Here is a 26,902-nt window from a genome sequence, read left to right as displayed (position 1 = left end):
AAAGAGGTGTTTGATTTGAATCTATTAAAAAGGCAAGTCGTATTTTTATGGGTCTTGGCCCTGGTGCTTCTTCTGCCCAAGGGTGCCGAGGCCGTCTCTTTAAAAGAAAACGGACGGATTACCGTCTCCCCCGGCGTCATTCGCAGGGAGCTTTCCGCAACCATCGGCGGCAGAAACCACAAGGTCGACGTGATTCAGGTGGATCTGAACAATCCCGCGGCGGATCTTCAGGTCATGGCCGGAGCGGGGAGCTACACCCGCAAAGACACGGTGAGCCACATGGCCGATCGCACCGACGCCTACGCCGGCATTAACGGCGACTTCTTTAATATGTCGAAACAGGGCGCGCCCTTCGGCCCTTCCGTCATCGGCGGCAAGCTTCAGTCCTCGCCTTTGGAATCCATCGGCCTGTACGCCTTCGGCATCGACAACAACAAAAACGCCTACATCGAAAACTTTACCTTTAACGGTACCGCCACCGCACAAAACGGCGCGCACTACAGGATCAGCGGCTTAAACAAAACCGACTACATTATTAACCACACCCAAGTCCCCTCTCACAAAGACAGCATCCAATTGTACAACGACTTTTGGACCTCCGTCTCCCGGGGACTCAGGGGCAGCGGCGAAGTGCTGGTGAACGGCAACTTCGTCGTGGAAAGAATTTCCCTGGACCGTCCCCTGCCCATGGTCACCCCAAAAGGCAAGTATATTTTGCAGGTCAACGGCCGGGCGAAAGACTTTATTCGCCAAAACGTCAGAGTGGGCCAACGGCTGCGCCTGAATTACAATGTGAGCCCCAACAGAAACTGGCGCTTTTTAATCGGCGGCCACGCCCTCTTGGTTAACGGCGGCCTGGCACAGCCCTATATTATGGACGCCGCCTCCATCGACGGCTACCGGGCCAGGAGCGCCGCGGCCATTTCCAGAGACCGCAAGACCGTCTACCTCGTCGCCACAGAAGGCCGCACCTCCAGAAGCCGCGGCATGAAGCTGAACGAATGGGCGGCCACCGTCGCCGCCTTAGGCGTGGAAAAAGCCATTAACTTAGACGGCGGTGGCTCCACCACCTTGGTGGCTCGGGGCCACGGAGATTTTAAAAACACGAAAATCACCCGGCCGGAACGAAACGGCTCCGAGCGGCGCATCGTCAACGGCATCGGCGTCATGAACAAGGCCCCCAGGACCGCTCTCGCCGGCGGCTCCATCGGCGGGCCTCGCCACCTGGTCTTAGGCGAAGTGGCCACCTACAATCTGGCCAAGGCTTGGGACAGCAACTACCACCCCATGAAGGTAAACGACATCGGCTACAGCCTGACGGACAGCACCTTCGGCAAAAACGCCTGGCTCTACAGCCGCTTCCTTTCGCCGAAGCAAGGCAAGACCAACATCCTCTTGACCACGAAAACAGGCCTCACCGTCACCCTGCCCGTAGACATCCAAAGCCCCGCCGCCCTTAAGAGCTTTACCCTGACGGCCAAAGAGGGCGGCAATACCGTTACCCTGGCGCCGAAGGGCGTGACCAAGGCGGGCAGAAGCATCGCCATCGACCCCGCTCAAATCAATTGGACCGTGGAAAACGGTGCGGCAAAGGGCGACACCAATAGCTGGAAAGCGGGCGGTGTGAAAGAGCCTACCGCCGTCTTCACCCAACAAAAAGTGAACGGCGCCTATATCGCCTACAAGGCGAGATTCGGCGGCAACAGCGCAAGCTATGTAAAGGAATCCCCGGGCTATGCGAAGGTGCTCATGACCGTGGGCAAGAAAAACTTTACCGCCGCGGGACAGGCCCGCACCATGGACACGACACCGGTGATTAAAAACAACCGCACCCTCGTGCCCCTGCGCTTCTTAATGGAATCCTACGGCGCCGAGGTGGGCTGGAACGCCCCCGAACGCACCGCCGTGGTTCAATACAAGGGCCACACCATCGCCCTGCCCGCGGACAAAAACCTGGCCGTCATCGACGGCAACACCGTCCCCCTGGACGTGGGCGCCACCATCCAAAACAATCGCACCATGGTGCCCCTGCGCTTCATCGTGGAAAAAATGGGCATGGAAGTCTACTACGAAGATTCCGACCGCTCCATCTCCATCTTCCAAAAAATCAACTAAGAGCGCCTACGAAGGCAAGCAAAAAGCACCCGCGCGGGTGCTTTTCTCTATGAGATAAATTTCGGTTTCGAGACAATGAAAGGAATTGCATGGTAGAATGGAGTAACAGAATTGAAGGACAGAATTGAAGGACAGATTTAAACAAAACTCGGAGGTATTATGAAAAGATCGGTAAAAAAACTGGCCCTGTTTCTTCTCGCCTTAGCCGCGCTTTTGCCGGCGAGCAAGGCTTACGCCATGACGCGGGAGGAAAAGATTGCCGTCTTGCAGGATAAGGGCATCGTCACCGGCTATCCCGACGGCTCTCTGGGCTTGGATCAACCCATTAAGCGTTCGGAAGTGGCCACCCTTTTGGTGAAAATCGCCCGAGCCGAGGCGTACACCTATCGAAAGACGGAGGTTTACCCGGATGTCCCCATGAACCATTGGGCCAACGGCTACATTAATGTGGCGAGCCACATCAAGGGGAAGGGCGGCGTGAGGACCATTGTCGGCTATCCCAACGGCACCTTCGGCCCGGAAAAATATATTTTCAATGCTGAAATGATGAAGATCGCCGTCGTCGTCGCAGACGGCAGCCTGACCCCCGCCCAAGCGGCGCAAACGCCCTGGCCCGACGGCTGGGTCGCCCGCGCCCGTAAGGCGGGAATCGTCGGCGACGGAACGGGCATCGGCGGATTGAGCCCCGACGCCCCCGCCACCCGAGGCGATGTCTTCGTCATGCTTTTTAACGGCACGGCAAAGGCGCCTTCCGCCCCGCGACCTGCCCGACCGGCACAACCGTCGCAACCGACGCCAAAATCTCCTTTTCTTTCCGGAAACAGTCTTATCGCCGCCTTCAATAAAGGTCAAAGCTACGACGAGGCCGCCTTTCGAAATGAATTTTTGCGCCTGATCAATGAAGATCGCAACAGACTGGGCCTCGCGCCCGTAGAGTGGGCCGACGATTTGGAGCGTGGTGGCATCGTCCGCTGCGAGGAGCTGGCCGCCTACGGATCCATTTCCGTCGGGGGACGGGACCACGTGCGCACCGACGGCAGAAAGTGGGACTCGGCCTTCAACTATTTAGAGCCCCAACTTTTCACCACGGCCCGCGGGGAAAATTTGCTTGAAATCTGCAATATCTCCTCGGCGCGGATCGGGAAGAACAGTCGCCCCCTGTTGACCGACGGCAAGCAACTGGCACGCACCTATTACAAGCTTTGGTGGGATTCGCCCTCTCATAGGGAAAATATGATGTACCCCCGCTATCGCTACATCAATGTCCAAACCCGAGCCTCCGATCTGTCGAGAGACGCCGGGCCGGGGCGCTACGCCGTGCTTTTCGTGGGAAGTACCCACTTCCGAGGCGAGTATCGATAAATAAAAATGAGCTGCATGGGCAGCTCGTTTTTTTGTGCAATCGATTCAATTTTCTTCAGGGCCTTTTGTTTTCCAATCGCCTCGCCAGCTTCAGTAGATTGGCCAGGGCCACCTCTTCTTCCGCCAAGCGGCGGCGATGGCTTTCGAGCTCCCCTTCCAACTGTTCCCGCCAGGCTCTGTGTGCCTCTTCCTCTTCCACATTGGCCCGCATGGTAAAGGGAGCGCGGATTCGGACGGCGCCGTTTTCCGCCTCCAAGGCGCGGATCAGATCCCTCAGCCGCTTTTCTTCGTCGATTAAGCCGCCCAGGGGCAAATCGTCGTCGGCATCTGCGGGCACGTCCTTTCGCAGGCGGCGCAGCTTCTCTGCGTCGCCGTCGATGTAGGCGTCCATGGCCTCGTTTAAGGTGCGCGAGGTTCTTTTTTCCGGGCGAATGTCCGGGTGCAGGGCGAGGATGACGGCGGTGAGCTGCGCCTTCATGGCGCCCTCCTTTACATTGCCTCGGGGATTTTTCGCCCACCGACCGGCTTCCTTCACCAGCCGCTTTTTCCGCGCCAGCTCGCCTTCGTAGCGGGCCAGCTCCTCGTCCAGCTGCGCCTCTGAAATTTTCAAGAAACGGGGCTTCTGCTGCGTAAGCTTTCCTCGAATCGCTTCTCTCCTTCGCCTCAGACGCAAGGTGCGGCAATAGGTTTCGAAAATTTCTATTTCCAACGGACCGAAGGCCAGGCGGTAGTTCATTTCGATGGCCTTGCCCTCGACGTAAACGAGGCTGATGTTGGCGCAAATCGCCTCGGCCGCGGCCCGCCGCAACGCGCAGACGGCCTCTTCCAGCTCCTTCGCCCGGGGCAGCTCGATAATATTTCCCATGACGCACCTCCTCTCACCCTTATTATAGCAAGAAGGTCCTCGGGGCACAAAAAAGCGAGGCCCCCGAAGGGACCTCGCCGCGCCCGAAGGCGTTTTGTTTTAATCGAAATCTTTCAGCCAGTCTTTCATGACTTCAAAGTATCTTTCCTCTTCTTCTACAAAGGCCATGTGGCGGGAGTAGCGGAAGAGTTCCCAGCGGGAATTGGGCAGCTCGTCGTACATGCTTTTAGCGATGAAGCAGCTGCACAAATCCATTTGGCCGTTGGTGACCATGGTGGGCACGGTAATTTTACCGAGCTTGCCGCGGTAGTCGTAGTCGGCCAAGGTGCCGGTGGGACCGAATTCATTGGCTCCCCAGCCGGTCATATAGACCTCGCCGCCGTTTTTCTTTTCCCGTTTCAAATATTCCGGGCTGCCGGCGTCGATGGTGGGGCCGCAGTACATGTCCATGAAATGATCCAGGGCTTTCAGGTAAGCCGGGTCGTCGTACTTGTCCGACGCTTCGGCTTTGTTGAAGATGTCCTGTTCTTCTTTGGACATAAAGCGATAGATCCGACGCCACTGTTCTTCACGCCACAAAATGGCGGAGTGGAGGGTGGATGCCAGGACAATAGAGAGGACGCCTTCCGGCTCCCGTTCCATCATGTAGTAGATGGCGAGCATGCCGCCCCAGGATTGACCCAGGAGGTGGACCTTGTCCATGCCCAGATGATCTCTTAAGGCTTGGAGTTCGTCCATCCATACGTCGGCGTTGTATAGCTCGGTGTGACCCGGTGTGGCGGATTCGCCGCAACCGATTTGGTCGTACATGACGATGGGACGATCGATGGCTTCGGCCAATTTGTCAAAGCCCTCGAAGTAGTTGTGGGTGCTCCCCGGTCCGCCGTGGAGGAGGACGAGGGGGGCTTTCTTTCCTTCAGGATTGGTAATACGGTAGTAGGTTTCAAATCCATTAAAGGGCATGCGTCCTTCTTTTATGGCTACCATCTTATTCCTCCTCTACGACGATAAGATCCTTTGTTACGTGGTTTAAAACTTCACAGCCGTCTTCGGTAATGAGGACTAAATCTTCGACGCGGACGCCGATGCCTTCGTCTAACAGGTAGATGCCCGGTTCGACGGAGAAGATTTGTCCCGGTTTGATGATGGCTTCGTTAACGGAAGAAACGTCGCCCACTTCGTGGTCTTCCAAACCGATGGAGTGACCGGTACGGTGGGTAAAGTATTCGCCGTAGCCTTTGGATTCGATGTAGTCGCGGCAAGCCAGGTCGACGTCGCACATGCGATTGCCCGGTTTTGCGGCGGCGATACCGCGCAGGTTGGCTTCTTTAACGATTTCGTAGACCTCGCGAGCTTTATCGGATACTTCGCCGATAAAGACGGTGCGGGTCATGTCGGAAGCGTAGCTCTTGTAGAAGCCGCCGATGTCTAAGACGACGGAATCGCCCCGTTTACCCTTGGAGTCGTCGGTAACGTGGTGAGGGTCGGCGCCGCCGCGGCCGTAAGCCGTGATGGGGTCGAAGGACATTTCCATAACGCCGTGTTTGGCGAAGAGCTCTTGGGTCTTGGCGTTGAGTTCTTTTTCCGTGAGGCCCTTAACGACCCAGGGAATCAGCTCTTCCATGACTTGGTCGCAAATCTTGGAGGATTCGCGCATAATTTGTTTTTCTTCTTCATCCTTAATCCGACGTACGTCGTCTACGATAATGGAACCGTTGACGTATTTCATTTCAGGATGAAGCTCTTGCAGGCGAAGCAGGAAGTGGCTGGGCCAGTTCTTGTCGATGCCGATGACTTTACCCGATACCATGTGGTCGGAAAGAATCTTTACGCCGTCGTCGATGTCGTTGTACCATACCAGGTCTACGCCGACATCGCCGTCTTGGGGGAAGAGCTCGTTAATGACGAGCTTGGCCGTGCCGTCTACGTGTAGGTAGAGGACGAGCATTCTTTCGCCGGGGACGATCTTTCTTCCGAGCAGGTAGAAAATGGCTACCGGGTCGGAAATGATAATGTGCTCGAGCCCATTATCTTTCATGCCTTTAATGACTCGATCGATACGTTCTTGATTCATGTGGGGCTCCTTTCAACTAATAGGGATGGCGTGCATTATTTAAAGGGTACAGCGTGCTTATTCTTCTTCTGCATCTTCTGCGACGAGGCCGTTTAATTTCGGGCTCAGTGCAAAGAGGATGATGCCGCAGGCAATAGCGATGCCGGCGATGATGAAGTAGGTTTTTGCAAAGTCGAATTGCAAAGTGAATTCGTAAAGGTTGCCGTAGGTTTTTGCGGAAACGAAGATCGCCAAGGTCCAAACACTCATCATGACCGAAAGAAGACGTGCCGGAGCAAACTTAGAGATAAAGGAGTTTCCGAGGGGCGAGAAGACCATTTCGCCTAAGGACAGGGTAATGCCGAAGGCAACTAACCAGCCTAAGCTGGCGAGGCTTTCGCCGCGAGCGATATCGGCGACGGCAAAGATGATGTAGGCGAGGCCTAACAGCAACATACCGAAGGATGTCTTTTGGAACATATTGAAGTCGCCCTTGGGGCTTCTGGCGCGTTTAGCCCAGAACATACCTAAGAGGGGACCCATGGTGATACAGCACAGGGCGTTCAGAGAGTCGAACCATGCGGTAGGCACTTCGAAGTTGCCGATCATCCAGTTGGCTGCCGGGTTGTCGCCGGCCCAGTGGAAGTAAACGGGCATGTAAGCCAGGTACCAGAATAACCAGAAGATGGTGGAGAAAGCGGAGACGAGAATAATCGCGCCGACACGTTTCTTTTCGATGCTGGTTAAGGGACGTTTTTCTTCTTTCTTTTCAGCTTCTTCGCCGAGGGCTTTCCGTTCGTCGACCTTGAAGGGTTTCTTACCGGCGTCGCCTAAGAAGCGCCAGCCCCAGATAAACCAAATGGCGTTAACGAACATGATAATGCCGCAAACCAAGAAGCAGAAGGAATAGCCTTTGCTCAGTGCCAGAACGCCGATAATCGTCGTCCCGATAAATGAGCCGATATTAACGAATGAGTATTGCGTCGAGAAGGCCGTATCCAAAATCTTCGGGTCGTCGAAGAGACGGCCGGTAATGGCGTTGGATTGGGGTTTAAATAAACCGGTACCGATGGAGACGACGAGAATCATCATATTGATCATTGCCACATTGTCGGCTTTCCATCCGATTAAGTAACCGGCGCCCATAAGGGCCATCCCTACGGGGATCAAGTATCTTGCACCGATGAAACGGTCGGAGATAATCGATCCGATTAAAGGTGCGATGTAAGTCATAGCGACTAAGTTCGCACTGATTTTTGCCGCATCGGCATCACTCAAACCAAGGCCTCCATCGACGACGGCGGCTGCAACCATAACCGTCATCAACCATTTTGCGGAATAAAACGCAAAACGTTCCATGGAGAAACCGAGGGAGACGATGTAAAAACCGAAAGGCATTTTGTTTTTAGCTTCCATAATTTCCTCCTAAATTTCCTTTGTATATTTTTTCAGCCATTCAACTTCCTCATCGGTCAAGTGAGGAGAAATGGTCTTGAAAACAAGCTTGTTGTACTCGTTCAGGTACAAGATTTCCTTGCTGTCTAAGAGGGAGAAGTCCACGGCGTCGATATCAAAGGGAACCAGGGTAAGGGGTTCCATATACAGCCATTTGCCGTATTCGTTTTCTTCCGCTTCCTTGACGAGCAAGCAGTTTTCCAAACGGATGCCGTGTTTGCCGGCGATGTAGATGCCGGGCTCGTCGGTGATGATCATGCCGGGTTCGATTTGATGGTGTTCGTTTTTCGCAATATTGATTTTATAGCGGAAGCCCGTGGGGCCTTCGTGAATGTTTAATAATTGGCCGATACCGTGACCGGTGCCGTGGTTAAAGTCCAGGTGTTCGTCCCAGAAGGGCTTTCTTGCGGCATAGTCCAGGGAGTAGCCGTGGGCGCCGTAGGGGAATTTTGCCATGGCCAGGGCCAGGTGGCTCTTTAAGACCAAGGTGAAGTGATAGATTTCTTCGTCGGTCAATTCGCCTAATGCCACGGTGCGGGTAATGTCGGTGGAGCCTTCTTTAAAGTTCGAGCCCGTGTCGGAAAGGTAGAGGCCCTTGGCTTCCAAGGGGATGTCGCTTTCTTCGTCGGCTTCGTAGTGGACGATGGCGGCGTGTTCGCCGTAGCCGCTGATGGGAGCGAAGGAGGGCCACATATAGCCTTCTTGTTCCTTGCGGAAGTCTTCCAATTTATCCGAGGCGCCGATTTCGGTAATTTTTTCCTTGCCGATGTTTTTCTTCAGCCAGTGCATAAATTTGGTCCAGGCGATGCCGTCCTTGACGTGGGCGATGGCCATGTTCTTGACTTCCACATCGTTTTTCATGGCCTTCATTAAAATGGAAGGATTCGGTGCTTCCACCAGCTCGTTGCTGTCGGGAATATTTTCGTAAAGGGCGTAGTTCATCTTCGTGGGATCCAGAAGGATGTGCTTGCCCTCGAGCTTCTTCACGTCTTCGTAAATGGCATTGTAGGGACGCAGGGTAACGTTCAGTGCCTTCAGATCGGCCTTAATTTCGTCGTTTAGCTTTCCTTCGTCCATAAAGAGGGTCACGCCGTCTAAGGTAATGATGGCGTAGCTCAAAAGAATGGGCGAGAATAAAATGTCGTCGCCGCGCAAATTCAGCGTCCAGCATACGTCGTCTAAGGAGGCGATGATGTGTGTGTCACAGCCCTTTTCCTTCATGACCTTGCGAATGCGTTTAAGCTTCGATTCGGCGCTTTCGCCGGTAATGGCTTCGTCTAATTTAAAGGCGGGCTTTTCGGAAAGCGGCGGACGATCGGTCCAGAATTCGTCGACCAGGTCCATATTGTAGACGATGGAGGCGCTTTTCTTTTCGCAAATCGCTTCGTAGCCGGCGCCGTCGGAAACGGAAATGGTTCTGCCGTCAAAGCCCAGGGTGCCGCCTTCGGGAAGCTTCGCTTCGATGTATTCCTCTACGGAAGGCACGCCGGGTTGGAACATTTTTTGCAGCTTAATGCCGCTGCCCTTTAACTGCGCCTCGCCTTGGAGGAAGTAGCGTCCGTCGGTCCAGAGGCAAACTTCGTCGGCGGTAGCCACGACCGTGCCTGCGCTTCCCGTGAAGCCGGACACAAAGCCCCGTGCCTTAAAGTATTCGCCCACGTATTCACTTTGGTGAAAATCCTCGGACGGTACGATGTAAACGTCTATCCCGCGTTCCTTCATTAAGGAAAGTAATTGTTCAGCTTGATGTCGCACCATAAACTCCTTTCGATAGTACCTTCTCTTGCAGAGACCATTATATAACCTAGTGTCTGCAATGTAAACAAACAAACACTTTCCGCGGCTTTTTTAACGGCCCTTATTAAGTCAAAAATATTCTATGATGCCTACCCCTTCCCACGCCCGTCGAGAGTGCGCCTTTCCCTGCGTGAAAACCTTTCGGCATAAAGGGCACAAAAAAAGAACCCGGGTTCTCCGAGTTCTTATGACTTGCCGCATCAACTGTGGCTAAGGGATTTTCCGAAAATTTGACGAAGGGCAAAGAGCACCGCCGCCAAGACGAGGGCGCAGACAAAGCCGTTTAGCTTCGCCGTGTGTAAAAAGAAACAGGCGACGCCTGCGATGGAGCCGCTGTTGGCGAGAAAATCGCCCTTCCAGTTTTCTCCGTAGGCGTAAAAGAGGCCGGTTTTGTTTTTTACCTCAAGCATGGCGATGCCCAGGGCGATGACCACGAGGACGCCCCCGATGATCAGGGAGATGTTGTCGGGAATGGTCGGCTTCATAAAATTTCTGAGCAGGGCCGCCACCACGCCCACGATCAGGGCGTAGGCCGCCATTTTCATATTGGCTTGTTTGTTCATACTTCCTCCCTTTCGCAGAGTGCTGCGTCGATATGTTCTGTGATAAAACTTTTCTTGCCTTTATTATACCCCCCCCCTGAAAAATACAATACACTCTAAAAAAAATAATTTACGGCTTTTTAAACACCGCCACGGGCCGGCCGTCGGCTCGGTGAATGGTGCAGGGCGTATCGTAAAGGGCTTCGATCATGGCGGGAGTCACATTTTCCGGCGCCGCGTCGAAGAGAATCCGCCCCTCCTTCAGCGCCACGATGCGGTCGCCGTAGGCCAGGGCCAGGTTCATGTCGTGAAGGGCCGCCACCGCGGTGAGCCTCGTGTCTTTTACCGTGGAGAGGAGCTTGAGCTGGTAGTAAATGTCCAGGTGATTGGTGGCTTCGTCTAAGAGCAGGTGGTCGGTCTTCTGCACCAGGGCCCGTGCCAGCACCGCCCGCTGCTTTTCGCCGCCGGACAGCTCCCGTAGGGAGCGGGGAGCGTAGCTTTCCATGCCCACGGAGGCGAGAGCTTCCATGGCCATGGCCCGGTCTTCCTTCGTGTCCCTTTCCAGCAGGGATTTATAGGGCGTGCGGCCCATAAGCACCATGTCCATGACGGTCATGTCAAAGGCCATGTCGTTAAACTGGCCCACCATGGCCAGGCGCTTGGCGTAGTCCCTTCGATGCATGGCGTGAATGTCTTTGCCGTCGAGAAAAATTTTCCCCTCGTAGGGCAGAACTCGCGCCAGGGCTTTTAAGAAACTGCTCTTGCCCGAGCCGTTGGGCCCGATAAGCGCCACCAGTTCCCCGTCGGCGACGGTGAGGGACAGCTCCCGCACCACCTCTTTCTTGCCGTAGGTGACGGAGAGGTTTTCCGCGCGGATCATGATCTCGCCTCCCTGCTGTTTTTCACGATGAGGTAGACGAAAAGAGGCGCCCCCACCACGGATACGACGACGCCGGTGGGCAGCTCCCCGGCGGGGAGGGCGTTCCTGGCCGCCACGTCGGCCCAGAGGAGCAGACTCGCCCCCAAGAGGACGGTGCCGGGGATCAAATGGCGGTGATTGGTGCCCAAGAGAAAGCGGGCCATGTGAGGCACGATGAGCCCCACGAAGCCGATGGTGCCCGAGGTGTAAACCACGAGGCCCACGAGGAGAGACACCACCACAATATAGACGCTCCTCAGCTTGGCCAAGTCCTTTCCCAAGGTGTATGCCACCTCGTCGCCCAAGAGGAGCAGATTTAAATTGCGGCTCTGCACGGAAAGAAAGAGGCAGAGGGCGATAATAATCGGCCCGACCACTGCGATCTGGCTCATCTTCGCCCCGGATAAAGAGCCCATAAGCCAGAAGTTCACCTCCCGAATGGCGTCGCGGTTTTTCGCCGTGTAGACCAAGAGGGTGGCGATACTGGATGTGGCGGCGGAAAGGGCCAGGCCCGAAAGGATGAGCCGCTCCGATGTGGCGCGGCCGCCGAGGCGGGAAAGGATCATGACGCCCACGGAAGTTAACAGGGCGAAGAGAAAGGCGCTGAGCCCCACGGCCACAGAGCCCAAGGCGCTCATCACGCCGGTGACGATGGCCAAGGTGGCGCCCAGTGACGCTCCCGAGGAGATCCCCAAAATATAGGGATCGGCAATGGGATTGCCCACCACCGCCTGCATAATGAGCCCGGAGACGGCGAGAGCCACGCCGGTTAAGATGGCGAGAAGCACCCGGGGCAGGCGGATGTCCATGACGATGGCATAGGCCACGTCGTCCCCACCCCTGCCGGCCAGGCCGCGGGATAATGCGCCGAGGATGTCACCGAGGCTCAGGTCCGCATAGCCCAAGTACAGGCCGCCGATAATCGATGCGGCGAAAAAGAGAATGAGCCCTCCGTAAATCACCGATCGCTTCATGATTCGGGATAGAGGCCCTTAATAATAGTTTCGATGCCGTCGGCGGTGCGCACGCCGGAGGCGTAAACTTCCGACAAGCTGATGGGATAGACCCGATCGTTTTTAATGGCGGAAAGACCCTTTAAGGCGGGGAGGGATTTAAAGCGATTCAATTCCTGATCCCTGATCTTATCTTCACCGTAGTAAACCACGAAGATCACGTCGGGATCCTTGGCGAGCAGGGCTTCGGAGCCGAAGCGATCTTCTTCCATAACCAGCTTGGCGCCGGCTTTTTCGGCGATTTCGCCGCCCACGGTTTTCGCGCCGTAGTTTCTGAAGAGATTGTCGTCTTCGATTTCCAAAATCGCCGCCTTCACCGGCTCCTTGCCTTCCCGAAGTTTTTCCGTTTCAGCCAGGCGATCCTTCATGGACTGAACGATGGCTTCCGCTTCTTTTTCTTTATTGAAGATCTTACCCAGATTCATAAGATCGTCGTATTCATTTTCCAAGCTGTCCACCTTGACGGCGCCGCTATTTTTCAGAATAAAGGTGTTGACGCCCTTGTCCTGCCACTCTTTCACATCGCCCAAGGTTTTATCGCCGAAGTAAGAGGACCAGGAAATAATAAAGTCCGGCTTGGCAGCGATCACCGCTTCCTTCGACGGCGCGTCTTTCACGTATTCCACCTTGCTGAAGGCATCCTTGTATTCGTCCTTGACGTCGATGTCCAATTGAGCGGCGAGAACCATTTTGTCCCCGAGTCCGAGAGCCAACATATTTTCGATGGCCGATTGATACACGGCCACCACCCGCTCCGGTTCCTTTTCAAAGGTTTCCTGAATGGGATTGCCCTTGGCATCCACCGTGTCGATGGTGACGGGATAGTAATCGTCCTTCGTTTCCGCCGCAGCATTGGTATTGGCCGCAGCCTGATTGTTTTCGTTTTTGGCGACATTGTCTCCTCCGCCACAGGCGGTTAATAGCATTAATGCCGCGAGCAACAAGACCTGCAGAATCTTTTTCATAAAGACCTCCTATCTTGTATGGACCACTCCATACCTCGTGAAGAAATTTTTTCCATAGGCAGGTATCCTGGCTTCTGACCTCGAGCGACGCTCCATCCTTCCCGTGAAGTGAATGGGCGTCTCGGCCTTTACAGTGGCGGGACCGCGTGCCGCAAGCAACTTCCCTTTTAATCCGAAGAACCTATGCCACCATTATAACCGCTTGAGCGGAGAAAAGCAGTGAAGAATAGAAGGATTTTAAGGAATAAAAAAATCCCAAGACGTGCTTGGGATGGTGGACGTTTTGAAATTTTACGGATTGCTTGTCTGTTTTTACTGTGTTTAAAATCATGCCGTGATAATCGCTTATAATAGTTCCGTCCGACTCCGACGACTATAAAGTAGACGGCGAACTTCCATCGTAGAACCTTTCACCACGTAAAACACCACGTAATTCTTTACGTAGATTCTGTAATAGGGAAGGTCCCCGGCCTTTTTCCTCGGATACACTTCGAAATTTTCCGCAAAAGGCAGCCGCTCCATAATACTCTTGTAGACTTCATCCACCAGATCTTCGGCCGCTTTCGGGTTTAGTAATTGCAAGCTTATATAGTCGACGATTTGATTAAGATCCTCTTCGAACAAAGGAAGAAAAGTCAACTTATAATCTTTCATTATCGCGAATCCTCGCCTTTACCCGTCCGAAGACCTCCTCGGCGTCGTAGCGAGCCGTCGTCTCCTTCGCCACTCTATCCGCCTCGTCCAATTTCTTTTCTACATCTTCAGATAGGGCCGCATACTCCTCCATGCTCAGCACAACCATGGTGCCGTAACCATTCTTAGTTAAATAAACGGGATTGCCGTTTTGTACAATCTTTTCGATTTCTGTAAAACGATTCCGCAAATCGGAAACGGGGCGTATGGTAATCATAGCAAGACCTCCTTGTGGCGTAATTTTATCATTATTTGCTCACCGTATCAATGATTTATCTTTCGTCTAGGATAAATTCATCCTATACCATGGTATAATTTCATTAGGAGGGATTATGATGATGATCAATGCAAAAAATCTGATTTCAATGACAGAGGCCAATCAAAACTTTTCGAAAGTAACTCGACTCGTCGACGAGGCGGGCTCGGCTCTAATCTTAAAAAACAATCGCCCCACCTATGTCCTCATGAAGTATGAAGACTTTGAAAGCGCGGCCACGGCCGACGACGAAAGCATCGATGCCGTTTCGGAAAGACTGATAAAGAAAAACCGTCACGCTTACGAGGAGCTGGCTAAATAGTCTCGCCTCCCCCTTAAATCTTCAGCGCCACGCGAAGGAGGCCCAGGATCAAAATGTGCACCGGGTAAAAGGCGTAGTTCAACCACTTGTACTGCTTGCCCCGCTCGCCGTTGTAGGTGAGGGTGGCGGCAAAGCCAAGCACGGAATAGAGCTCTTTTATAATGGACAGATAGCCCAGTGCCGCGCCGTAAAGGGGCTTTTCATAGAAAAGATAAAACAGATAGGCGACGATAATGGCGTGGTAGTCGTAGTCCAGGCTGAAAAACATGGCCACGGCGCACATCACGGCCACGACGAGGACGGATGCTCCGTACCACAGGGTCTTGGATTTTTTCGCCAGGCGGCCCTTCATTTCGTCCACGATCCAAATAGTGGCCAAGGACAGGGCCAGGGTGAACATCATATTGTTCCAGTTGTTGTTGAAAAGCTCCCGTGAGGTAAAGAGATCGAAGGGCACCTCCGACAAAATGGCGAAGATCAACAGATTGATCAGGTATTTTTTTCGGGAGCGTGTCTTGAAAAAGCCTTCCACGAGGAAAAACATAAATAAGGGAAAGGCCACGCGACCTAAAATGCTCAGCACATTGCTTACATGGAGCAGGAGGCCTTTGCCGTCTAAATAGGGCGTGATCATGGCGTTGTTCACGTGATCCAAGAGCATAGACAGAAAGGCTATATATTTTAATTGGGCGCCGTTAAACACCTGCCAGCGCTTCGGCGGCTGCCCTTTTTTGATTGCTTCCATAAAATTCTCCTTTACTTTCTATTTCGGAAGGTTTTATTTTACAGGAGGTGCGGAGATCTGTCTATATTTTTACCCGAAAAAGTTTTTATGTAAAAGAAAATCGAGCAAGCGGAGCTCACTCGATTCCTTTGATTATTTCTATCCCTTTGTTTTCAAGGGGATTTTTTTATTACATCATGCCCATGCCGCCGCCCATGCCGGCTGCGCCGAGATCGGGGGTGTCTTCTTTAATGGTGGCCACGGCGGCTTCGGTGGTGAGAAGCATGCTTGCCACGCTGGCTGCGTTTTGCAGGGCGCTTCTCGTGACCTTGGTGGGATCCACGATGCCGGCTTCGATCATATTCACGTACTTGCCGTTGTAAGCGTCGTAGCCCACGCCGGGTTTTTCGCCCTTGACGTGTTCCACGATGACGGAGCCTTCGGCACCGGCGTTTTCCGCGATTTGACGGAGGGGTTCTTCCAGTGCGCGGAGAATAATCATCATGCCGGTCTTTTCGTCGCCTTCGCCTTTATCGGCCAGAGCTTTGACGCAGTCGATGCAGTCCACGAGGACCACGCCGCCGCCGGGGACGATGCCTTCTTCAACGGCTGCGCGAGTGGCTGCCAGGGCATCTTCGATGCGGAGCTTCCGTTCTTTTAATTCAACTTCCGTAGCCGCACCGACTTGGATGACGGCAACGCCGCCGGAAAGTTTCGCCAGGCGTTCTTGTAATTTTTCGCGGTCGAATTCGCTTTCCGTTTCTTCCGCTTGGGCGCGGATTTGGCCGATGCGTTCGTCGATGGCATCCCGTTCGCCGGCGCCGCTGACGATGACGGTCTTGTCTTTTTCCACGCGGACCTTTTGTGCCCGGCCCAGCATATCCACGGTAGCTTCTTTAATGTCCAAGCCTAAGTCTTCGGTGATCACCGTGCCGCCGGTTAAAATGGCGATGTCTTGGAGCATGTCTTTTCTTCTGTCACCGTAGCCCGGAGCCTTGACGCCGACGACGTTTAAGGTGCCGCGAAGTTTATTGACGACGAGGGTCGCCAAGGCTTCTCCTTCGATGTCGTCTGCGATTAAGAGGACGGGGCGGGATTCTTGAAGCACTTGTTCCAGGACGGGAAGAATGTCTTGAATATTGGTAATCTTTTTATCCGTAATTAAGATGTAGGGATCTTCCAGTTCGGCCACGCGCTTTTCCGTATCGGTGATCATGTAGGGGCTCAGGTAGCCGCGGTCGAATTGCATCCCTTCCACGACATCTAATTGGGTGCCCATGGAGCGGCTTTCTTCTACGGTGATGACGCCGTCTTTGCCCACTTTTTCCATGGCTTCGGCGATGAGCTCGCCGATACGTTCGTCGGCGGCGGAAATAGCCGCTACATTGGCGATGGCGGCGGAATTATCCACGGGGACGGAAAATTTCTTTAATTCCTCCACAATGGCGTCCACGGCTTTTTTAATGCCCTTTTGAAGGACCATGGGATTGGCGCCGGCTGCCAGGTTCTTTAAGCCTTCGCGAATAATAGCTTGGGCGAGAAGGGTGGCGGTGGTGGTGCCGTCGCCGGCCACGTCGTTGGTCTTCGTGGCCACTTCCTTCACCAGTTGAGCACCCATGTTTTCGAAGCGGTCTTCCAATTCGATTTCACGGGCGATGGTGACGCCGTCGTTGGTAATGAGGGGTGCGCCGAATTCCTTGTCCAGGACGACGTTTCTGCCCTTGGGTCCCAGGGTTACCTTGACCGTGTCTGCCAATTTGTTAATGCCGCCGACGAGACCTTCCCGGGCGTCTGCGCTGAATTTTAAATCTTTTGCCATAGTATCTCCTACTTTCTATTATTAGTAAAACTTAGTTTAATTTAGCGAGCAGGTCTTGGTATTTTAAGACGATGACTTTTTCCCCGTCCACTTCCACTTCGTTGCCTGCGTATTTACTGTAAATAACTTTGTCGCCTTCCGCCACGTCGCAGTGGATTTCGTCGGAATGTTTCAGCTCTTCGCTGACGGCGAGAACCGTGGCCACATTGGATTCTTCCTTGGCGGAATCCGGCAAGACGATGCCGCTGGCCGTGACATTTTCTTTCTCTATTTTTTGAATAACAACACGTTCACCTAATGGTTTAATGCTCATGATGTGCCTCCTGAAATTTTTATTAGCACTTGCACTCAACGAGTGCCAGCTCTCCTTAATATGATACCACACTTTCCCCACTTGTAAACTCCTTCGCCGCAATATTTCCGACGAAAGCCCTCACCCGTCACCCGGCCGCTGAAACAAGCCTTTCCTGCCGCGCCACTACATATAGATATTTTTTAAGATCTTCTTCCATTTTTTACCAAGATGTAGTATAATCATCTCGTTCGAAGCGCCGGCTTCGATTTCTTTAGGAAGTATCCCTTCGGGGTGTGATAGATGAAATATTTTTTTGGAGGATGAGATGAGCAACTTACGTATTATTAAGAGAAACGGCGAGACCGTCGATTTCGACGGGTCGAAAATCGTCGTCGCCATTGAAAAGGCCATGGACTCGCCTACGGGCTACTTCGTGGAAAATCAGGCGGACCTCGTAGCGAAGGAAATCGAAGACGAAATTTTACATCACGACTTGCCTTCCACCGTGCTTCAAGTGGAAAAGCGGGTCTTCGAAAAGCTAATCGAAAAAAACAACATCGCCACGGCAAAGGCCTACGAGTCCTACCGCTCGGTACAATCCTTTAAGCGGGAAAACAACTCCACGGACTCCTCCATCGAAAGCCTGCTGACTTATTCCGACGCGGATCTAATGGATGAAAACTCCAACAAAAACGCCGTGGTGGTCTCCACCCAACGGGATCTCATCGCCGGGGAAGTCTCCAAGGACATCGCCCGTCGCCGCATCCTGCCCACGGACATCGTCACCGCCCACGACTCCGGCGCCATTCACGTTCACGACATGGACTACTACATTCAACCCATGTTTAACTGCTGCTTGATCAATCTGGAAGACATGCTTAAAAACGGTACCGTGGTCAACGGCAAAATGATCGAATCGCCGAAAAGCTTCCAAACGGCATGTACCATTACGACGCAAATCATCGCTCAAGTGGCTTCCGGCCAATTCGGCGGCCAATCCATTAACGGCATCGACCGCATCCTGGCCCCCTACGTGCGCAAAAGCTACGAAAAATATTTAAGCGCCTCTATTTCCGAACAGTTGGACATTTACGGCATGAAAACCGCCGACATGGCCATGGCGGAAAAAGTGGCATGGAACCGCACGAAGCGGGAAATTAAATCGGGCGTACAAACCATTCAATACCAAATCAACACCCTCATGACCACCAACGGTCAAGCGCCCTTCGTCACCCTGTTTATGTACTTCGATCCCGAAAGCGAATACGCCTACGAGGCCTCCCTTATTACGGAAGAAATTCTTCGCCAACGAATCGACGGCATTAAAAACAAACAAGGGGTCAAGGTCACCCCGGCCTTCCCGAAGCTGATCTACGTCCTGGACGAACACAACATCCACGAGGACAGCCCCTACTACTACCTCACCCGCCTCGCCGCCACCTGCACGGCCAAGCGCATGTATCCCGACTATATTTCCGCCAAGAAGATGAAGGAAATCTACGAGGGCAATGTCTTCTCCCCCATGGGCTGCCGCTCCTTCCTTTCCCCCTGGAAGGACGACGAAGGCAATTACAAATTCGACGGCCGCTTTAACATGGGCGTGGTCAGCGTGAACCTGGCCCAAATCGGCATTTTGGCCGGCCACGACGAAGACGCCTACTTCGAGCTCTTGAACAAGCGTCTGGAGCTGGTAAAGAAGGCTCTGTTGATTCGCTATAATCGCCTGAAGGATGTGACCAGCGACGTCTCCCCCATTCACTGGCAAGACGGCGCCATCGCCCGCCTGGAGCCCGGCGAAAAAATCGCCGACTATTTGGAAGGCGGCTACTCCACCCTGTCCCTGGGCTACATCGGCCTTTACGAGGCCACGAAATGCGTCATCGGCACGTCCCACACCACGAAAGAGGGTCACGCCTTCGCCATGCGCGTCATGCACGCCCTGAGAGATGCCGTGGACCGCTGGAAGGCGGAATCCGGCTTGGGCTTCGCCCTTTACGGCACCCCGGCGGAATCTTTGACCCACCGCTTCTGCTCCATCGATAAGGCCACCTTCGGCGACATCGAAGACATTACGGACAAGGGCTACTACACCAACAGCTACCACGTGGACGTGCGGGAGGAGATCAACGCCTTCGACAAATTCGATTTCGAAAGCGAATTCCAAAAAATCTCTACCGGCGGCTGCATCAGCTACGTGGAAATCCCCAACATGAACAACAATATCGACGCCGTCATGACCATGGTGCGCTACATTTACGATCACATCTCCTATGCGGAATTTAATACGAAATCCGACTACTGCCACGAATGCGGCTTCGACGGCGAAATCACCGTCAATGAGGACGGCGATTGGGAATGTCCCCAATGCGGCAACAAGGACCGCGCCCGCCTCACGGTCATTCGCAGAACCTGCGGCTATTTGGGAGAAAACTTCTGGAACGAAGGCCGCACCAAGGAAATCAACGCCCGCGTCCTGCACATTTAAGATGAACTACGGCAACTACGCACAAATTCGGCCCCTGGACGTGGCCAACGGCCCGGGCATTCGCGTGTCGGTCTTCGTCACCGGTTGCAGCCGCAAGTGCAAAAACTGTTTCAACGAGCCCTACCAGGACCCGAGCTACGGCGATCCTTGGACGGAGGAGACGACGAAGACATTGATCGAATATTTAAGCCGCCCCGAGGTCGCGGGCCTCACCCTTTTAGGCGGCGAACCTATGGAAAACACGTGGCTACACAAGGTTTTGGCGGATGTAAAAAAAGAAATCCCGACCTCCGTGTGGATTTACTCCGGCTTCACCTTCGAAGAGATCCTCGCCGATCCCGAGAAGCTGAAGCTGCTGGAGGCCTGCGACGTTCTCGTCGACGGCCCCTTTGTGGAGGCGAAGAAAAATTTAAAACTCGCCTTCCGCGGCAGCGAAAACCAACGCATCTTAGACATCCCCAAAAGCCTGAAGGCCCACAAAGCCATAAAAAAAGAGAGAGACGATTAAGTCTCTCTTTTTTGCATTACATAAACAGCCCCATCGCGCTCCTAAGCACAATCACTACCACAAAGGCGGGGAGCATATTGGCCACGGGAATCTTTTTAATGTCCATAATGCCCAGGCCGATGGCAAAGACCATGATCCCGCCCGCCGAGGTAAGATCCGCCACCAGGGCGTCGGAGATGTAGGGGGCGATGGCGCCGGCCAATAGGACCAGCGCCCCTTGGTAGAGCAAAAGGGGCAGGGCGGAAAAGCCGACGCCGATGCCCAGTGCCGCCGCCATGACCAGGGCGGTGAGCCCGTCTAGAACGCTTTTCACAAAGAGGGTGTCGTTGTTGCCCGAAATCCCCGCCTGCAGGGAGCCTACGATGGCCATGGAGCCCACGCAAAAGAGCAAACTCGCCTGAATGGCCGCGGCCATGGGCCCGCCGGTGTCTTCCCCCGGCTTTTCAAAGCGGCTGTCGATCTTCTCGCCTAAGCGGGCAAGGCCGCCGTCGATATCCCACGCGGCGCCGAGGCCCGTGCCCAAAGCCAAGGAGACGATGACCACGATAAATTCGTCGGCCTCCATGCCCATTTGAATCCCCATTAAAGAGGCGCAGAGGGCCAGAGCCACCAGGATCTGGTTCTGCACCCGCTCCGGGATGCGGTTGCCCACGTAGACGCCGAGAAAAGACAGCAGCACCACGGCCGCTGTATTGGCTAATACTCCGATCATTTCTTCCTCCGCTCGTTCATAAAAAGTAATTGCTGAATGTATCCTGCGTCCTCGCCGAAGCGCTCCATGGCATAATCCGACGCCGCCTGCCTCGAGGGAAACTCGCCGAAGCGCTCCATGGCACGTTCGATCCACACGTCCACGGGAAAGGCGTCTTTTTTTCCGTAGCCGAAAAGCAAAATGCAGTCCGCCACCTTGGGCCCCACGCCGGAAAGCTTCATAAGATAGCTCTTCGCTTCGGCGTAATCCAGCTCGTAGGGTCGGGCGAGATCCACTTCCCCCGCCGCCACCTGACGGGCCGTTTCGATTAAATACTTATCCCTGTAGCCCGCCCCCAGCAGGCGCATGGCATCGGGAGAAAGCGCACACAGCACCTCGGGCTTGGGCAGGGCATAGGCTGTAAGGTCCTCATAGGCGGCGAGCTTTCTTCCGTAGGTCCGCGACAGCTCAAGCACGCTCTTTCGTATGCGAAGCAAATTGTTGTTTGATGAAAAAATATAGCCCACCACGGCTTCCCAGGGATCCTGCTTTAAAATTCGAAGGGGCAAATAGGGCGCGAGATCCTTTAAATCCTCAGAGGCCATCACCACGTCGGCCACCCGGTCGTAGTCGTAGCCCTCGTCGAAAAAAATCGCCGCCCGCTCGTCGTCGCCGCGAACGAGGGCGCCGTCTTTCAGAAAAAGGGCGTCGTCGCCGCTGACGGCGCAGATCAAATCGCCTCGCCGCTCCCAGTGATGGAACTGGCCGCTTTCAAGCGTCATCATCGGATCGAACATGGCCCCTCCCTAAAAAAAAATAAGAGCGAGTTTCCTCGCTCCTCGTTTCATCCATTAGCGATTGTTTTCCGTCAGATAGTAGCTTAAGGTCAACAGACTGTCGGTCAGGCGGATATTTTCCACGACGACGCTGTCCGGCGCCTCCAAATCCTCCGGCGCAAAATTCCAAATGCCGCGAATGCCTGCATTCACCAGGCGATCGGCGATGGCTTGGGCACCTTCCTTCGGCACGGTTAAAATGGCAACCTCCACTTCCCCATGCTCCTTCATGAAAGCTTCCAGCTCGTCCACGGGACGGACCACGTGATTGCCCACGGATTTGCCGATGACCTTGTCGCTTTTATCGAACATGGCGACGATCTCAAAGCCGCTGTCTAAAAAGCCCTTGTAGTTGCATACCACCGTACCCAAACGGCCGGCGCCGATTAAAATAGTCTTATAAATTTTGGGAATCCCTAAAATATTTTCCAGCTCTTTCTTCAACACGGCCACCTTGTAGCCGTAGCCCTGTTGACCGAAGCCGCCGAAATTATTTAAGTCCTGGCGAATTTGCGATGCCGTAAAGCCGGTTAAGTCGCTGAGCTCCTGAGAAGAGATGCGATCTTCGCCCTTTTCTTGCAATTCACTCAGGTATCTATGGTATTTCGGAAGTCTCCGAATTACCGTTTCCGAAACTTTTCCTTTATTCATTGCCAATGTTATCACCTTTCAATGTATCATCCGCGAAAGTATGATACTTATTTATCTAGTACCCTAGTCTTAGTATACAGAAATTTTCTTATGTTGAAAAGCCTAATTCCACTATTTTGCCGACTTTTTCTCCCCGCCCTTTTCTGCTATGATATTTTTAGCAAGGAGGAGAGGCTTTTGGCAATCGTATCGGCGCAAGGCTTGGAAAAAACTTTTTACATCGACCCGATTTTAAAGGACGTGGGCTTTTTAATCGAAGCCGGAGAAAAAATCGGGCTCATCGGCAACAACGGCAGCGGCAAGACCACCCTTATGGCCATGCTGGCCGGGGAGCTTACCCCCGACGGGGGCAGCATCGCCACCACCAAGGATCTGGAGGTGGGCTACTTGGCCCAACACGCCTCGGTAACCAAGGGCGCCAGCATTTACGAGGAATGCATGGCATCCTTTCAGGCGGTGATCGAGCTGGAAGAAAAAATTCGCGCCATGGAAGTGGAGATGGCCCATCTCGAAGGCGAGGCACTGGAAGAGCACATCGCCCGCTACCAAGTCATGGTGGACCGCTACGAAAAAAGCGGCGGCTACAGCCGTGAAAGTGCCGTCACCGGCGCCCTGCGCGGCTTGGGCTTTTCCGAAGAGGACATGGCCATGCCCGCGGAAAACCTCTCCGGAGGACAGAAATCCCGTCTGGCTCTGGCCAAGCTCCTGCTCCACGAGCCCGACCTCCTTCTCTTAGACGAACCCACCAACCACTTGGACATGGACTCCATCGCCTGGCTGGAAAAGTTTTTAAAGGCCTTTAAAGGCGCCGTAGTGGTCATCAGCCACGACCGCTACTTCCTCGACGCCATCGTGGACCGCATCCTCTTTCTGAAGGACGGCGGCGTGAAAAGCTATCAGGGCAACTACACCAACTTCATTCGTCGCAGACGAGAAGAAGAGGATCGCATGCGCCACGCCTACCTGATGCAGCAAAAGGAAATCAAGCGACAGGAGGAAATGATCAAGCGCTACGCCTCATGGAACCGGGAAAAAAGCGTGCGGGCCGCGAGAAGCAAGCAAAAGCAGCTGGACAAGGTGGAGCGACTGGAGGATGTGCGGGGCGAAAAGTCCATGCACCTCACCTTCGCCCCCGCCACGGAAAGCGGCCGCGACGTCCTCGCCGTGGAGCACCTGTCCAAAGCCTTCCCGACGAAAAAATTATTCGACGACGTCACCTTCCCCGTCTACAAGGGCGAGCGAGTGGGGCTCATCGGCCCCAACGGCATCGGCAAAAGTACCCTCTTTAAAATCATAATGAAGGAAATCGACGCCACCTCCGGGGAGATTCAGCTGGGCAAGGGCGTCACCATCGCCTACTTCGATCAGGAAATGAAGACCCTGGACGAAAACAAAACCGTGGCCGACGAGCTCTGGGACCGCTACCCGAAGCTGGACCGCTTCCAAATCCACGCCTACCTGGCCCGCTTCCTCTTTACCGGCGACGACTTGGACAAGCGCATCGGCGACCTTTCCGGCGGCGAAAAGGGGCGGTTGTCGCTGCTTATCGTCATGCTGAGCGGCGCCAACTTCCTTCTCTTGGACGAGCCCACCAACCACCTGGACATCGAAAGCAAGGAATCCCTGGAAGCGGCGCTGAAGGACTACAGCGGCACCATCCTTACCATTAGCCACGACCGCTACTTCCTGGACCGGGTGGCGACGAAAATCGTCTGCCTCTCCGACGAAGGCACCTTTATGGTGGACGGCGACTACAGCTACTTCCTGAAAAAATGGGAGGACGCCCACACCGTGGAGGAGGACGAGGAGGAAATCACCAAGACCCAAATCGTCAAAGAAAAGAAAAAAACCCGGGAAGAACAAAAAGAAGCCCGCAGGCGCAAAAAAGACCTGCGTGAAACCGAGGCCGAGATCCACGAACTGGAAGCTGAAATCGAAGAAATGGATGCGACCCTGGCCGATCCCGCCACCTACGACGACCACACCGTGGCCCTGGAACTGTCGCAGAAGCGAGACGAGGCCCAGGAAAAACTAAACACCCTCTACGAAAAATGGTTCGCCCTTTTAGAAGAGGATGAATAAAACTTGCCTATACATGGTATTCAAAGGAGAGAATAAATGGAAACGGTCGACGTGTATCAGTCGGAAATCAATCAATGGATTCCCATGGAATACATAGGAACGATGCAATATATTGGCAAAGACGATCCCCTCAGCTTTACAGACGGTAAGGTCTACACCATCGTTCGCGATAAAAATAGAGATCTAAAAGTCGTCGACGATACGGACGAAGATTATTTGTATAATCTTAACGCGCCCAATGATTTAGGTGGCCAATTTTTTTACCTGGACGACCCCTATGGAATTCTAGCCCGTTATATTGAGCGGGCGAGATAAAGGCAAACGGCACAAGCTGTGCCGATTTTTATCGAAAGAAAGATGTGACACGCAGACAGACGGAATGAAAGCCATTCTATTGTTAAAGACAAAAAAATATCTTCCATTGAGAAAAGATAAGGTGAGAAAATATTGGAGAAAACGTTAAAAGAAATCCTGTTGTCCCTAACATCAAAATCGCCTTACTATATCAATGAGTACTTCGCAATCGAATTTGCAGAAGATTATGAAAGGCTTGAAAGAATCAAAGAGAATAGACCTATATTGGAGCTTTTAAACGAGTCATTTTTTGACATTGACGTTGATTATGACGGCACTTCAGCAATGGATACCAAAATAATCGACACATTGAAAAAAGCAATTTCAATGTGTCGCGAATAAGGCCGGCTTTTATTTACAGACAACTACTTTAACATACGCAAAAAGCATCTACCGAAAGATAGAAGCTTTTTTGATGCGTCAGGGCCGTGAAAAATAGGCGATGAAAATTCCTGTCCACAAGTGCGACTTTGGTTGAGATGACAGGATTTGAACCTGCATATACTTTAGTTTACATAACTGCACAGGTGCGACAACATGAGCGGTCTCAAGACGTTTGCGCGAGTGTCATTTCAATCCACGCACCCGCGAGGGGTGCGACGCTTTACCATCGAGCGGGGCGTGGAGGGAGAGCAATTTCAATCCACGCACCCGCGAGGGGTGCGACACATAAAACAAGTAAGAGAGATAAAACTCTAAAGATTTCAATCCACGCACCCGCGAGGGGTGCGACATATTGACTACCTTCTCGTCGTCCTCATTAACACCATTTCAATCCACGCACCCGCGAGGGGTGCGACTCGTATGCTTGACCGTCAAATTCGTAGCCTTGCGATTTCAATCCACGCACCCGCGAGGGGTGCGACGGGTTAATGACTACCGATACGGGCTTTATCGAACATATTTCAATCCACGCACCCGCGAGGGGTGCGACTTACTGGATTTACCTATACCTATGACGGTGAGGAGATTTCAATCCACGCACCCGCGAGGGGTGCGACAATTTTTCCGACGACTGGTATCTTCACGTAACTTATTTCAATCCACGCACCCGCGAGGGGTGCGACAAATGTCATTGATTCTGGCGTTTTTAGTGCAAAAGATTTCAATCCACGCACCCGCGAGGGGTGCGACTTTCTGGCTTAGGCACTCTTTATGCGTCCGAATATGATTTCAATCCACGCACCCGCGAGGGGTGCGACCCTAAGTATACTGACACCAAAACCACGATAAACGGATTTCAATCCACGCACCCGCGAGGGGTGCGACCTTCAATCGCTGCGCCTCAAACGGTGGAGCAAGCATTTCAATCCACGCACCCGCGAGGGGTGCGACCTTCGGCGTACATCATGGTATTTTCACATAATCCAATTTCAATCCACGCACCCGCGAGGGGTGCGACAGGCACCATCCGCCTAAACTCAGAATTAAAAAGGATTTCAATCCACGCACCCGCGAGGGGTGCGACTCCGCCGGGGCTGATGATTCCGGAATAATTAAAATCATTTCAATCCACGCACCCGCGAGGGGTGCGACGCTTTACCATCGAGCGGGGCGTGGAGGGAGAGCAATTTCAATCCACGCACCCGCGAGGGGTGCGACAGCCATGGGCTCGGGCGTATTGCGCGGCGACGAACTATTTCAATCCACGCACCCGCGAGGGGTGCGACATGGTGGGGTGGACTTATCACCACAGTCGATTATGATTTCAATCCACGCACCCGCGAGGGGTGCGACACCCATGGGACTGTCGTTCGGTGTTACTATACACCATTTCAATCCACGCACCCGCGAGGGGTGCGACGAACAGCTATGTATATGGCATTGGAGGTGCTTTTATTTCAATCCACGCACCCGCGAGGGGTGCGACTTTTGTTTCATCACCTCTTTCTTCGAGTGGCGTAATTTCAATCCACGCACCCGCGAGGGGTGCGACTTCAAGACACGATATTTATGCTTTGCTATAAGCGTATTTCAATCCACGCACCCGCGAGGGGTGCGACTATATAACGCTACACGAAAAAATCGAAGATGAAACAATTTCAATCCACGCACCCGCGAGGGGTGCGACTATATAACGCTACACGAAAAAATCGAAGA

General features: G+C 53.5%; 25 protein-coding genes, 1 CRISPR repeat array and 1 riboswitch (1 of these 27 cut by a window edge). Of the genes, 8 read left to right on the top strand and 17 right to left on the bottom strand.

The genetic code is table 11. The features are described from left to right. The first annotated feature begins 15 nt into the window (after nt 1–15). Both BQ7397_RS02895 and BQ7397_RS02890 read left to right on the top strand, forming a co-directional pair. Nucleotides 16–2,115: a stalk domain-containing protein gene (locus BQ7397_RS02895; RefSeq protein ID WP_077074683.1), complete on the top strand. Its 2,100-nt coding sequence runs from the start codon at nt 16–18 to the stop codon at nt 2,113–2,115. A 159-nt stretch (nt 2,116–2,274) separates the two neighbouring features. Beyond that, on the top strand, nt 2,275–3,477 hold the full coding sequence (locus BQ7397_RS02890) for an S-layer homology domain-containing protein (RefSeq protein ID WP_077074682.1): 1,203 nt from the start codon (nt 2,275–2,277) through the stop codon (nt 3,475–3,477). 55 nt (nt 3,478–3,532) lie between these two features. On the opposite strand, the gene BQ7397_RS02885 is transcribed toward BQ7397_RS02890, so the two are convergent. From BQ7397_RS02885 to BQ7397_RS02835, 11 genes are all read right to left on the bottom strand, one after another. Beyond that, nucleotides 3,533–4,342, bottom strand: a complete 810-nt coding sequence (locus BQ7397_RS02885) for a hypothetical protein (protein WP_077074681.1) — start codon at nt 4,340–4,342, stop codon at nt 3,533–3,535. Nucleotides 4,343–4,441: 99 nt separating this feature from the next. Continuing rightward, nucleotides 4,442–5,329 (bottom strand): proline iminopeptidase, encoded by an 888-nt coding sequence (pepI, locus tag BQ7397_RS02880; protein WP_077074680.1) that lies wholly within the window; start codon nt 5,327–5,329, stop codon nt 4,442–4,444. A 1-nt stretch (nt 5,330) separates the two neighbouring features. Next, entirely contained in the window at nt 5,331–6,416 is a 1,086-nt protein-coding gene (locus BQ7397_RS02875) for a M24 family metallopeptidase (protein ID WP_077074679.1), read from the bottom strand. 57 nt (nt 6,417–6,473) lie between these two features. Beyond that, a complete protein-coding gene (locus tag BQ7397_RS02870; RefSeq protein WP_068455670.1) occupies nt 6,474–7,811 on the bottom strand; it encodes a peptide MFS transporter in 1,338 nt (445 codons plus the stop codon). 9 nt (nt 7,812–7,820) lie between these two features. Then, nucleotides 7,821–9,608 (bottom strand): aminopeptidase P family protein, encoded by a 1,788-nt coding sequence (locus BQ7397_RS02865; RefSeq protein ID WP_077074678.1) that lies wholly within the window; start codon nt 9,606–9,608, stop codon nt 7,821–7,823. A gap of 239 nt (nt 9,609–9,847) precedes the next feature. Further along, the gene (locus BQ7397_RS02860; RefSeq protein ID WP_077074677.1) at nt 9,848–10,210 is read right to left on the bottom strand and encodes a hypothetical protein; all 363 of its coding nucleotides are present in this window, start codon (nt 10,208–10,210) and stop codon (nt 9,848–9,850) included. Nucleotides 10,211–10,319: 109 nt separating this feature from the next. Beyond that, nucleotides 10,320–11,069 (bottom strand): ABC transporter ATP-binding protein, encoded by a 750-nt coding sequence (locus BQ7397_RS02855; RefSeq protein ID WP_083703393.1) that lies wholly within the window; start codon nt 11,067–11,069, stop codon nt 10,320–10,322. Then, nucleotides 11,066–12,082: a FecCD family ABC transporter permease gene (locus tag BQ7397_RS02850; protein WP_077074675.1), complete on the bottom strand. Its 1,017-nt coding sequence runs from the start codon at nt 12,080–12,082 to the stop codon at nt 11,066–11,068. Before BQ7397_RS02850 ends, BQ7397_RS02855 begins: the two co-directional genes overlap by 4 nt. After that, complete coding sequence (locus tag BQ7397_RS02845; RefSeq protein ID WP_077074674.1) at nt 12,079–13,086, bottom strand: ABC transporter substrate-binding protein; 1,008 nt, start codon at nt 13,084–13,086, stop codon at nt 12,079–12,081. Before BQ7397_RS02845 ends, BQ7397_RS02850 begins: the two co-directional genes overlap by 4 nt. Nucleotides 13,087–13,126: 40 nt before the next feature. After that, a riboswitch (cobalamin riboswitch) is annotated at nt 13,127–13,286 on the bottom strand. Nucleotides 13,287–13,431: 145 nt separating this feature from the next. Next, nucleotides 13,432–13,740 (bottom strand): type II toxin-antitoxin system RelE/ParE family toxin, encoded by a 309-nt coding sequence (locus BQ7397_RS02840; RefSeq protein WP_077074673.1) that lies wholly within the window; start codon nt 13,738–13,740, stop codon nt 13,432–13,434. Further along, on the bottom strand, nt 13,727–13,996 hold the full coding sequence (locus BQ7397_RS02835) for a type II toxin-antitoxin system Phd/YefM family antitoxin (protein ID WP_077074672.1): 270 nt from the start codon (nt 13,994–13,996) through the stop codon (nt 13,727–13,729). The genes BQ7397_RS02840 and BQ7397_RS02835 overlap by 14 nt, the downstream gene beginning before the upstream one ends. A 115-nt stretch (nt 13,997–14,111) precedes the next feature. Between BQ7397_RS02835 and BQ7397_RS02830 the strand changes: the two genes are divergently transcribed. After that, nucleotides 14,112–14,357: a type II toxin-antitoxin system Phd/YefM family antitoxin gene (locus tag BQ7397_RS02830; RefSeq protein ID WP_234970560.1), complete on the top strand. Its 246-nt coding sequence runs from the start codon at nt 14,112–14,114 to the stop codon at nt 14,355–14,357. Nucleotides 14,358–14,370: 13 nt separating this feature from the next. Here the strand turns inward: BQ7397_RS02830 and BQ7397_RS02825 are convergent, their stop codons facing one another. The 3 genes from BQ7397_RS02825 to BQ7397_RS02815 form a co-directional block, all read right to left on the bottom strand. Next, complete coding sequence (locus tag BQ7397_RS02825) at nt 14,371–15,102, bottom strand: TraX family protein (protein ID WP_077074671.1); 732 nt, start codon at nt 15,100–15,102, stop codon at nt 14,371–14,373. Between the two features lie 169 nt (nt 15,103–15,271). Beyond that, entirely contained in the window at nt 15,272–16,900 is a 1,629-nt protein-coding gene (gene groL / locus BQ7397_RS02820) for a chaperonin GroEL (protein WP_077074670.1), read from the bottom strand. 31 nt (nt 16,901–16,931) lie between these two features. After that, nucleotides 16,932–17,213, bottom strand: a complete 282-nt coding sequence (locus BQ7397_RS02815; protein ID WP_077074669.1) for a co-chaperone GroES — start codon at nt 17,211–17,213, stop codon at nt 16,932–16,934. Between the two features lie 307 nt (nt 17,214–17,520). On the opposite strand from BQ7397_RS02815, the gene nrdD reads away from it, so the two are divergent. Both nrdD and nrdG read left to right on the top strand, forming a co-directional pair. After that, nucleotides 17,521–19,680 carry an anaerobic ribonucleoside-triphosphate reductase gene (nrdD, locus tag BQ7397_RS02810; RefSeq protein ID WP_077074668.1) on the top strand — a complete coding sequence of 720 codons (2,160 nt, stop codon included), beginning with the start codon at nt 17,521–17,523 and terminating at the stop codon, nt 19,678–19,680. 1 nt (nt 19,681) lies between these two features. Further along, a complete protein-coding gene (nrdG, locus tag BQ7397_RS02805; RefSeq protein ID WP_077074667.1) occupies nt 19,682–20,188 on the top strand; it encodes an anaerobic ribonucleoside-triphosphate reductase activating protein in 507 nt (168 codons plus the stop codon). Nucleotides 20,189–20,204: 16 nt separating this feature from the next. On the opposite strand, the gene BQ7397_RS02800 is transcribed toward nrdG, so the two are convergent. Genes BQ7397_RS02800 through BQ7397_RS02790 form a run of 3 tightly spaced genes read right to left on the bottom strand, consistent with a single transcriptional unit; the run spans nt 20,205 to nt 22,372 of the window. After that, nucleotides 20,205–20,900 carry a DUF554 domain-containing protein gene (locus BQ7397_RS02800; protein ID WP_077074666.1) on the bottom strand — a complete coding sequence of 232 codons (696 nt, stop codon included), beginning with the start codon at nt 20,898–20,900 and terminating at the stop codon, nt 20,205–20,207. After that, nucleotides 20,897–21,676, bottom strand: coding sequence for a DNA-3-methyladenine glycosylase family protein (locus BQ7397_RS02795; RefSeq protein ID WP_077074665.1), 780 nt, complete (start codon nt 21,674–21,676; stop codon nt 20,897–20,899). The genes BQ7397_RS02800 and BQ7397_RS02795 overlap by 4 nt, the downstream gene beginning before the upstream one ends. Nucleotides 21,677–21,730: 54 nt before the next feature. Further along, entirely contained in the window at nt 21,731–22,372 is a 642-nt protein-coding gene (locus tag BQ7397_RS02790; RefSeq protein ID WP_417875080.1) for a redox-sensing transcriptional repressor Rex, read from the bottom strand. Between the two features lie 171 nt (nt 22,373–22,543). Between BQ7397_RS02790 and BQ7397_RS02785 the strand changes: the two genes are divergently transcribed. The 3 genes from BQ7397_RS02785 to BQ7397_RS02775 all read left to right on the top strand — a co-directional run bounded on the left by BQ7397_RS02785 (nt 22,544) and on the right by BQ7397_RS02775 (nt 25,144). After that, on the top strand, nt 22,544–24,448 hold the full coding sequence (locus tag BQ7397_RS02785; protein WP_077074663.1) for an ABC-F family ATP-binding cassette domain-containing protein: 1,905 nt from the start codon (nt 22,544–22,546) through the stop codon (nt 24,446–24,448). A gap of 36 nt (nt 24,449–24,484) precedes the next feature. Continuing rightward, nucleotides 24,485–24,763: a hypothetical protein gene (locus BQ7397_RS02780; RefSeq protein ID WP_077074662.1), complete on the top strand. Its 279-nt coding sequence runs from the start codon at nt 24,485–24,487 to the stop codon at nt 24,761–24,763. 132 nt (nt 24,764–24,895) lie between these two features. Then, nucleotides 24,896–25,144 (top strand): hypothetical protein, encoded by a 249-nt coding sequence (locus BQ7397_RS02775; protein ID WP_077074661.1) that lies wholly within the window; start codon nt 24,896–24,898, stop codon nt 25,142–25,144. A 227-nt stretch (nt 25,145–25,371) separates the two neighbouring features. Continuing rightward, nucleotides 25,372–26,902: a CRISPR direct-repeat array (repeat unit 32 nt; unit sequence ATTTCAATCCACGCACCCGCGAGGGGTGCGAC) (it continues 5,863 nt past the right edge of the window).

The sequence above is a fragment of the Aedoeadaptatus urinae genome (assembly GCF_900155585.1).
GTDB lineage: Bacteria > Bacillota > Clostridia > Tissierellales > Peptoniphilaceae > Aedoeadaptatus > Aedoeadaptatus urinae.
This window is presented reverse-complemented; position numbering and strand designations above follow the sequence as displayed.

Excerpts from the sequence above, each read along its gene's own strand:
- BQ7397_RS02815 (WP_077074669.1), bottom strand. The coding sequence starts at position 17,213 with ATGAGCATTAAACCATTAGGTGAACGTGTTGTTATTCAAAAAATAGAG.
- BQ7397_RS02850 (WP_077074675.1), bottom strand. The coding sequence starts at position 12,082 with ATGAAGCGATCGGTGATTTACGGAGGGCTCATTCTCTTTTTCGCCGCA.
- BQ7397_RS02780 (WP_077074662.1), top strand. The coding sequence starts at position 24,485 with ATGGAAACGGTCGACGTGTATCAGTCGGAAATCAATCAATGGATTCCC.
- BQ7397_RS02855 (WP_083703393.1), bottom strand. The coding sequence starts at position 11,069 with ATGATCCGCGCGGAAAACCTCTCCGTCACCTACGGCAAGAAAGAGGTG.
- BQ7397_RS02875 (WP_077074679.1), bottom strand. The coding sequence starts at position 6,416 with ATGAATCAAGAACGTATCGATCGAGTCATTAAAGGCATGAAAGATAAT.
- BQ7397_RS02835 (WP_077074672.1), bottom strand. The coding sequence starts at position 13,996 with ATGATTACCATACGCCCCGTTTCCGATTTGCGGAATCGTTTTACAGAA.
- BQ7397_RS02830 (WP_234970560.1), top strand. The coding sequence starts at position 14,112 with ATGATGATGATCAATGCAAAAAATCTGATTTCAATGACAGAGGCCAAT.
- BQ7397_RS02840 (WP_077074673.1), bottom strand. The coding sequence starts at position 13,740 with ATGAAAGATTATAAGTTGACTTTTCTTCCTTTGTTCGAAGAGGATCTT.
- BQ7397_RS02800 (WP_077074666.1), bottom strand. The coding sequence starts at position 20,900 with ATGATCGGAGTATTAGCCAATACAGCGGCCGTGGTGCTGCTGTCTTTT.
- BQ7397_RS02860 (WP_077074677.1), bottom strand. The coding sequence starts at position 10,210 with ATGAACAAACAAGCCAATATGAAAATGGCGGCCTACGCCCTGATCGTG.
- BQ7397_RS02865 (WP_077074678.1), bottom strand. The coding sequence starts at position 9,608 with ATGGTGCGACATCAAGCTGAACAATTACTTTCCTTAATGAAGGAACGC.
- BQ7397_RS02825 (WP_077074671.1), bottom strand. The coding sequence starts at position 15,102 with ATGGAAGCAATCAAAAAAGGGCAGCCGCCGAAGCGCTGGCAGGTGTTT.
- nrdG (WP_077074667.1), top strand. The coding sequence starts at position 19,682 with ATGAACTACGGCAACTACGCACAAATTCGGCCCCTGGACGTGGCCAAC.
- pepI (WP_077074680.1), bottom strand. The coding sequence starts at position 5,329 with ATGGTAGCCATAAAAGAAGGACGCATGCCCTTTAATGGATTTGAAACC.
- BQ7397_RS02890 (WP_077074682.1), top strand. The coding sequence starts at position 2,275 with ATGAAAAGATCGGTAAAAAAACTGGCCCTGTTTCTTCTCGCCTTAGCC.
- BQ7397_RS02870 (WP_068455670.1), bottom strand. The coding sequence starts at position 7,811 with ATGGAAGCTAAAAACAAAATGCCTTTCGGTTTTTACATCGTCTCCCTC.
- BQ7397_RS02795 (WP_077074665.1), bottom strand. The coding sequence starts at position 21,676 with ATGTTCGATCCGATGATGACGCTTGAAAGCGGCCAGTTCCATCACTGG.
- BQ7397_RS02885 (WP_077074681.1), bottom strand. The coding sequence starts at position 4,342 with ATGGGAAATATTATCGAGCTGCCCCGGGCGAAGGAGCTGGAAGAGGCC.
- nrdD (WP_077074668.1), top strand. The coding sequence starts at position 17,521 with ATGAGCAACTTACGTATTATTAAGAGAAACGGCGAGACCGTCGATTTC.
- groL (WP_077074670.1), bottom strand. The coding sequence starts at position 16,900 with ATGGCAAAAGATTTAAAATTCAGCGCAGACGCCCGGGAAGGTCTCGTC.
- BQ7397_RS02845 (WP_077074674.1), bottom strand. The coding sequence starts at position 13,086 with ATGAAAAAGATTCTGCAGGTCTTGTTGCTCGCGGCATTAATGCTATTA.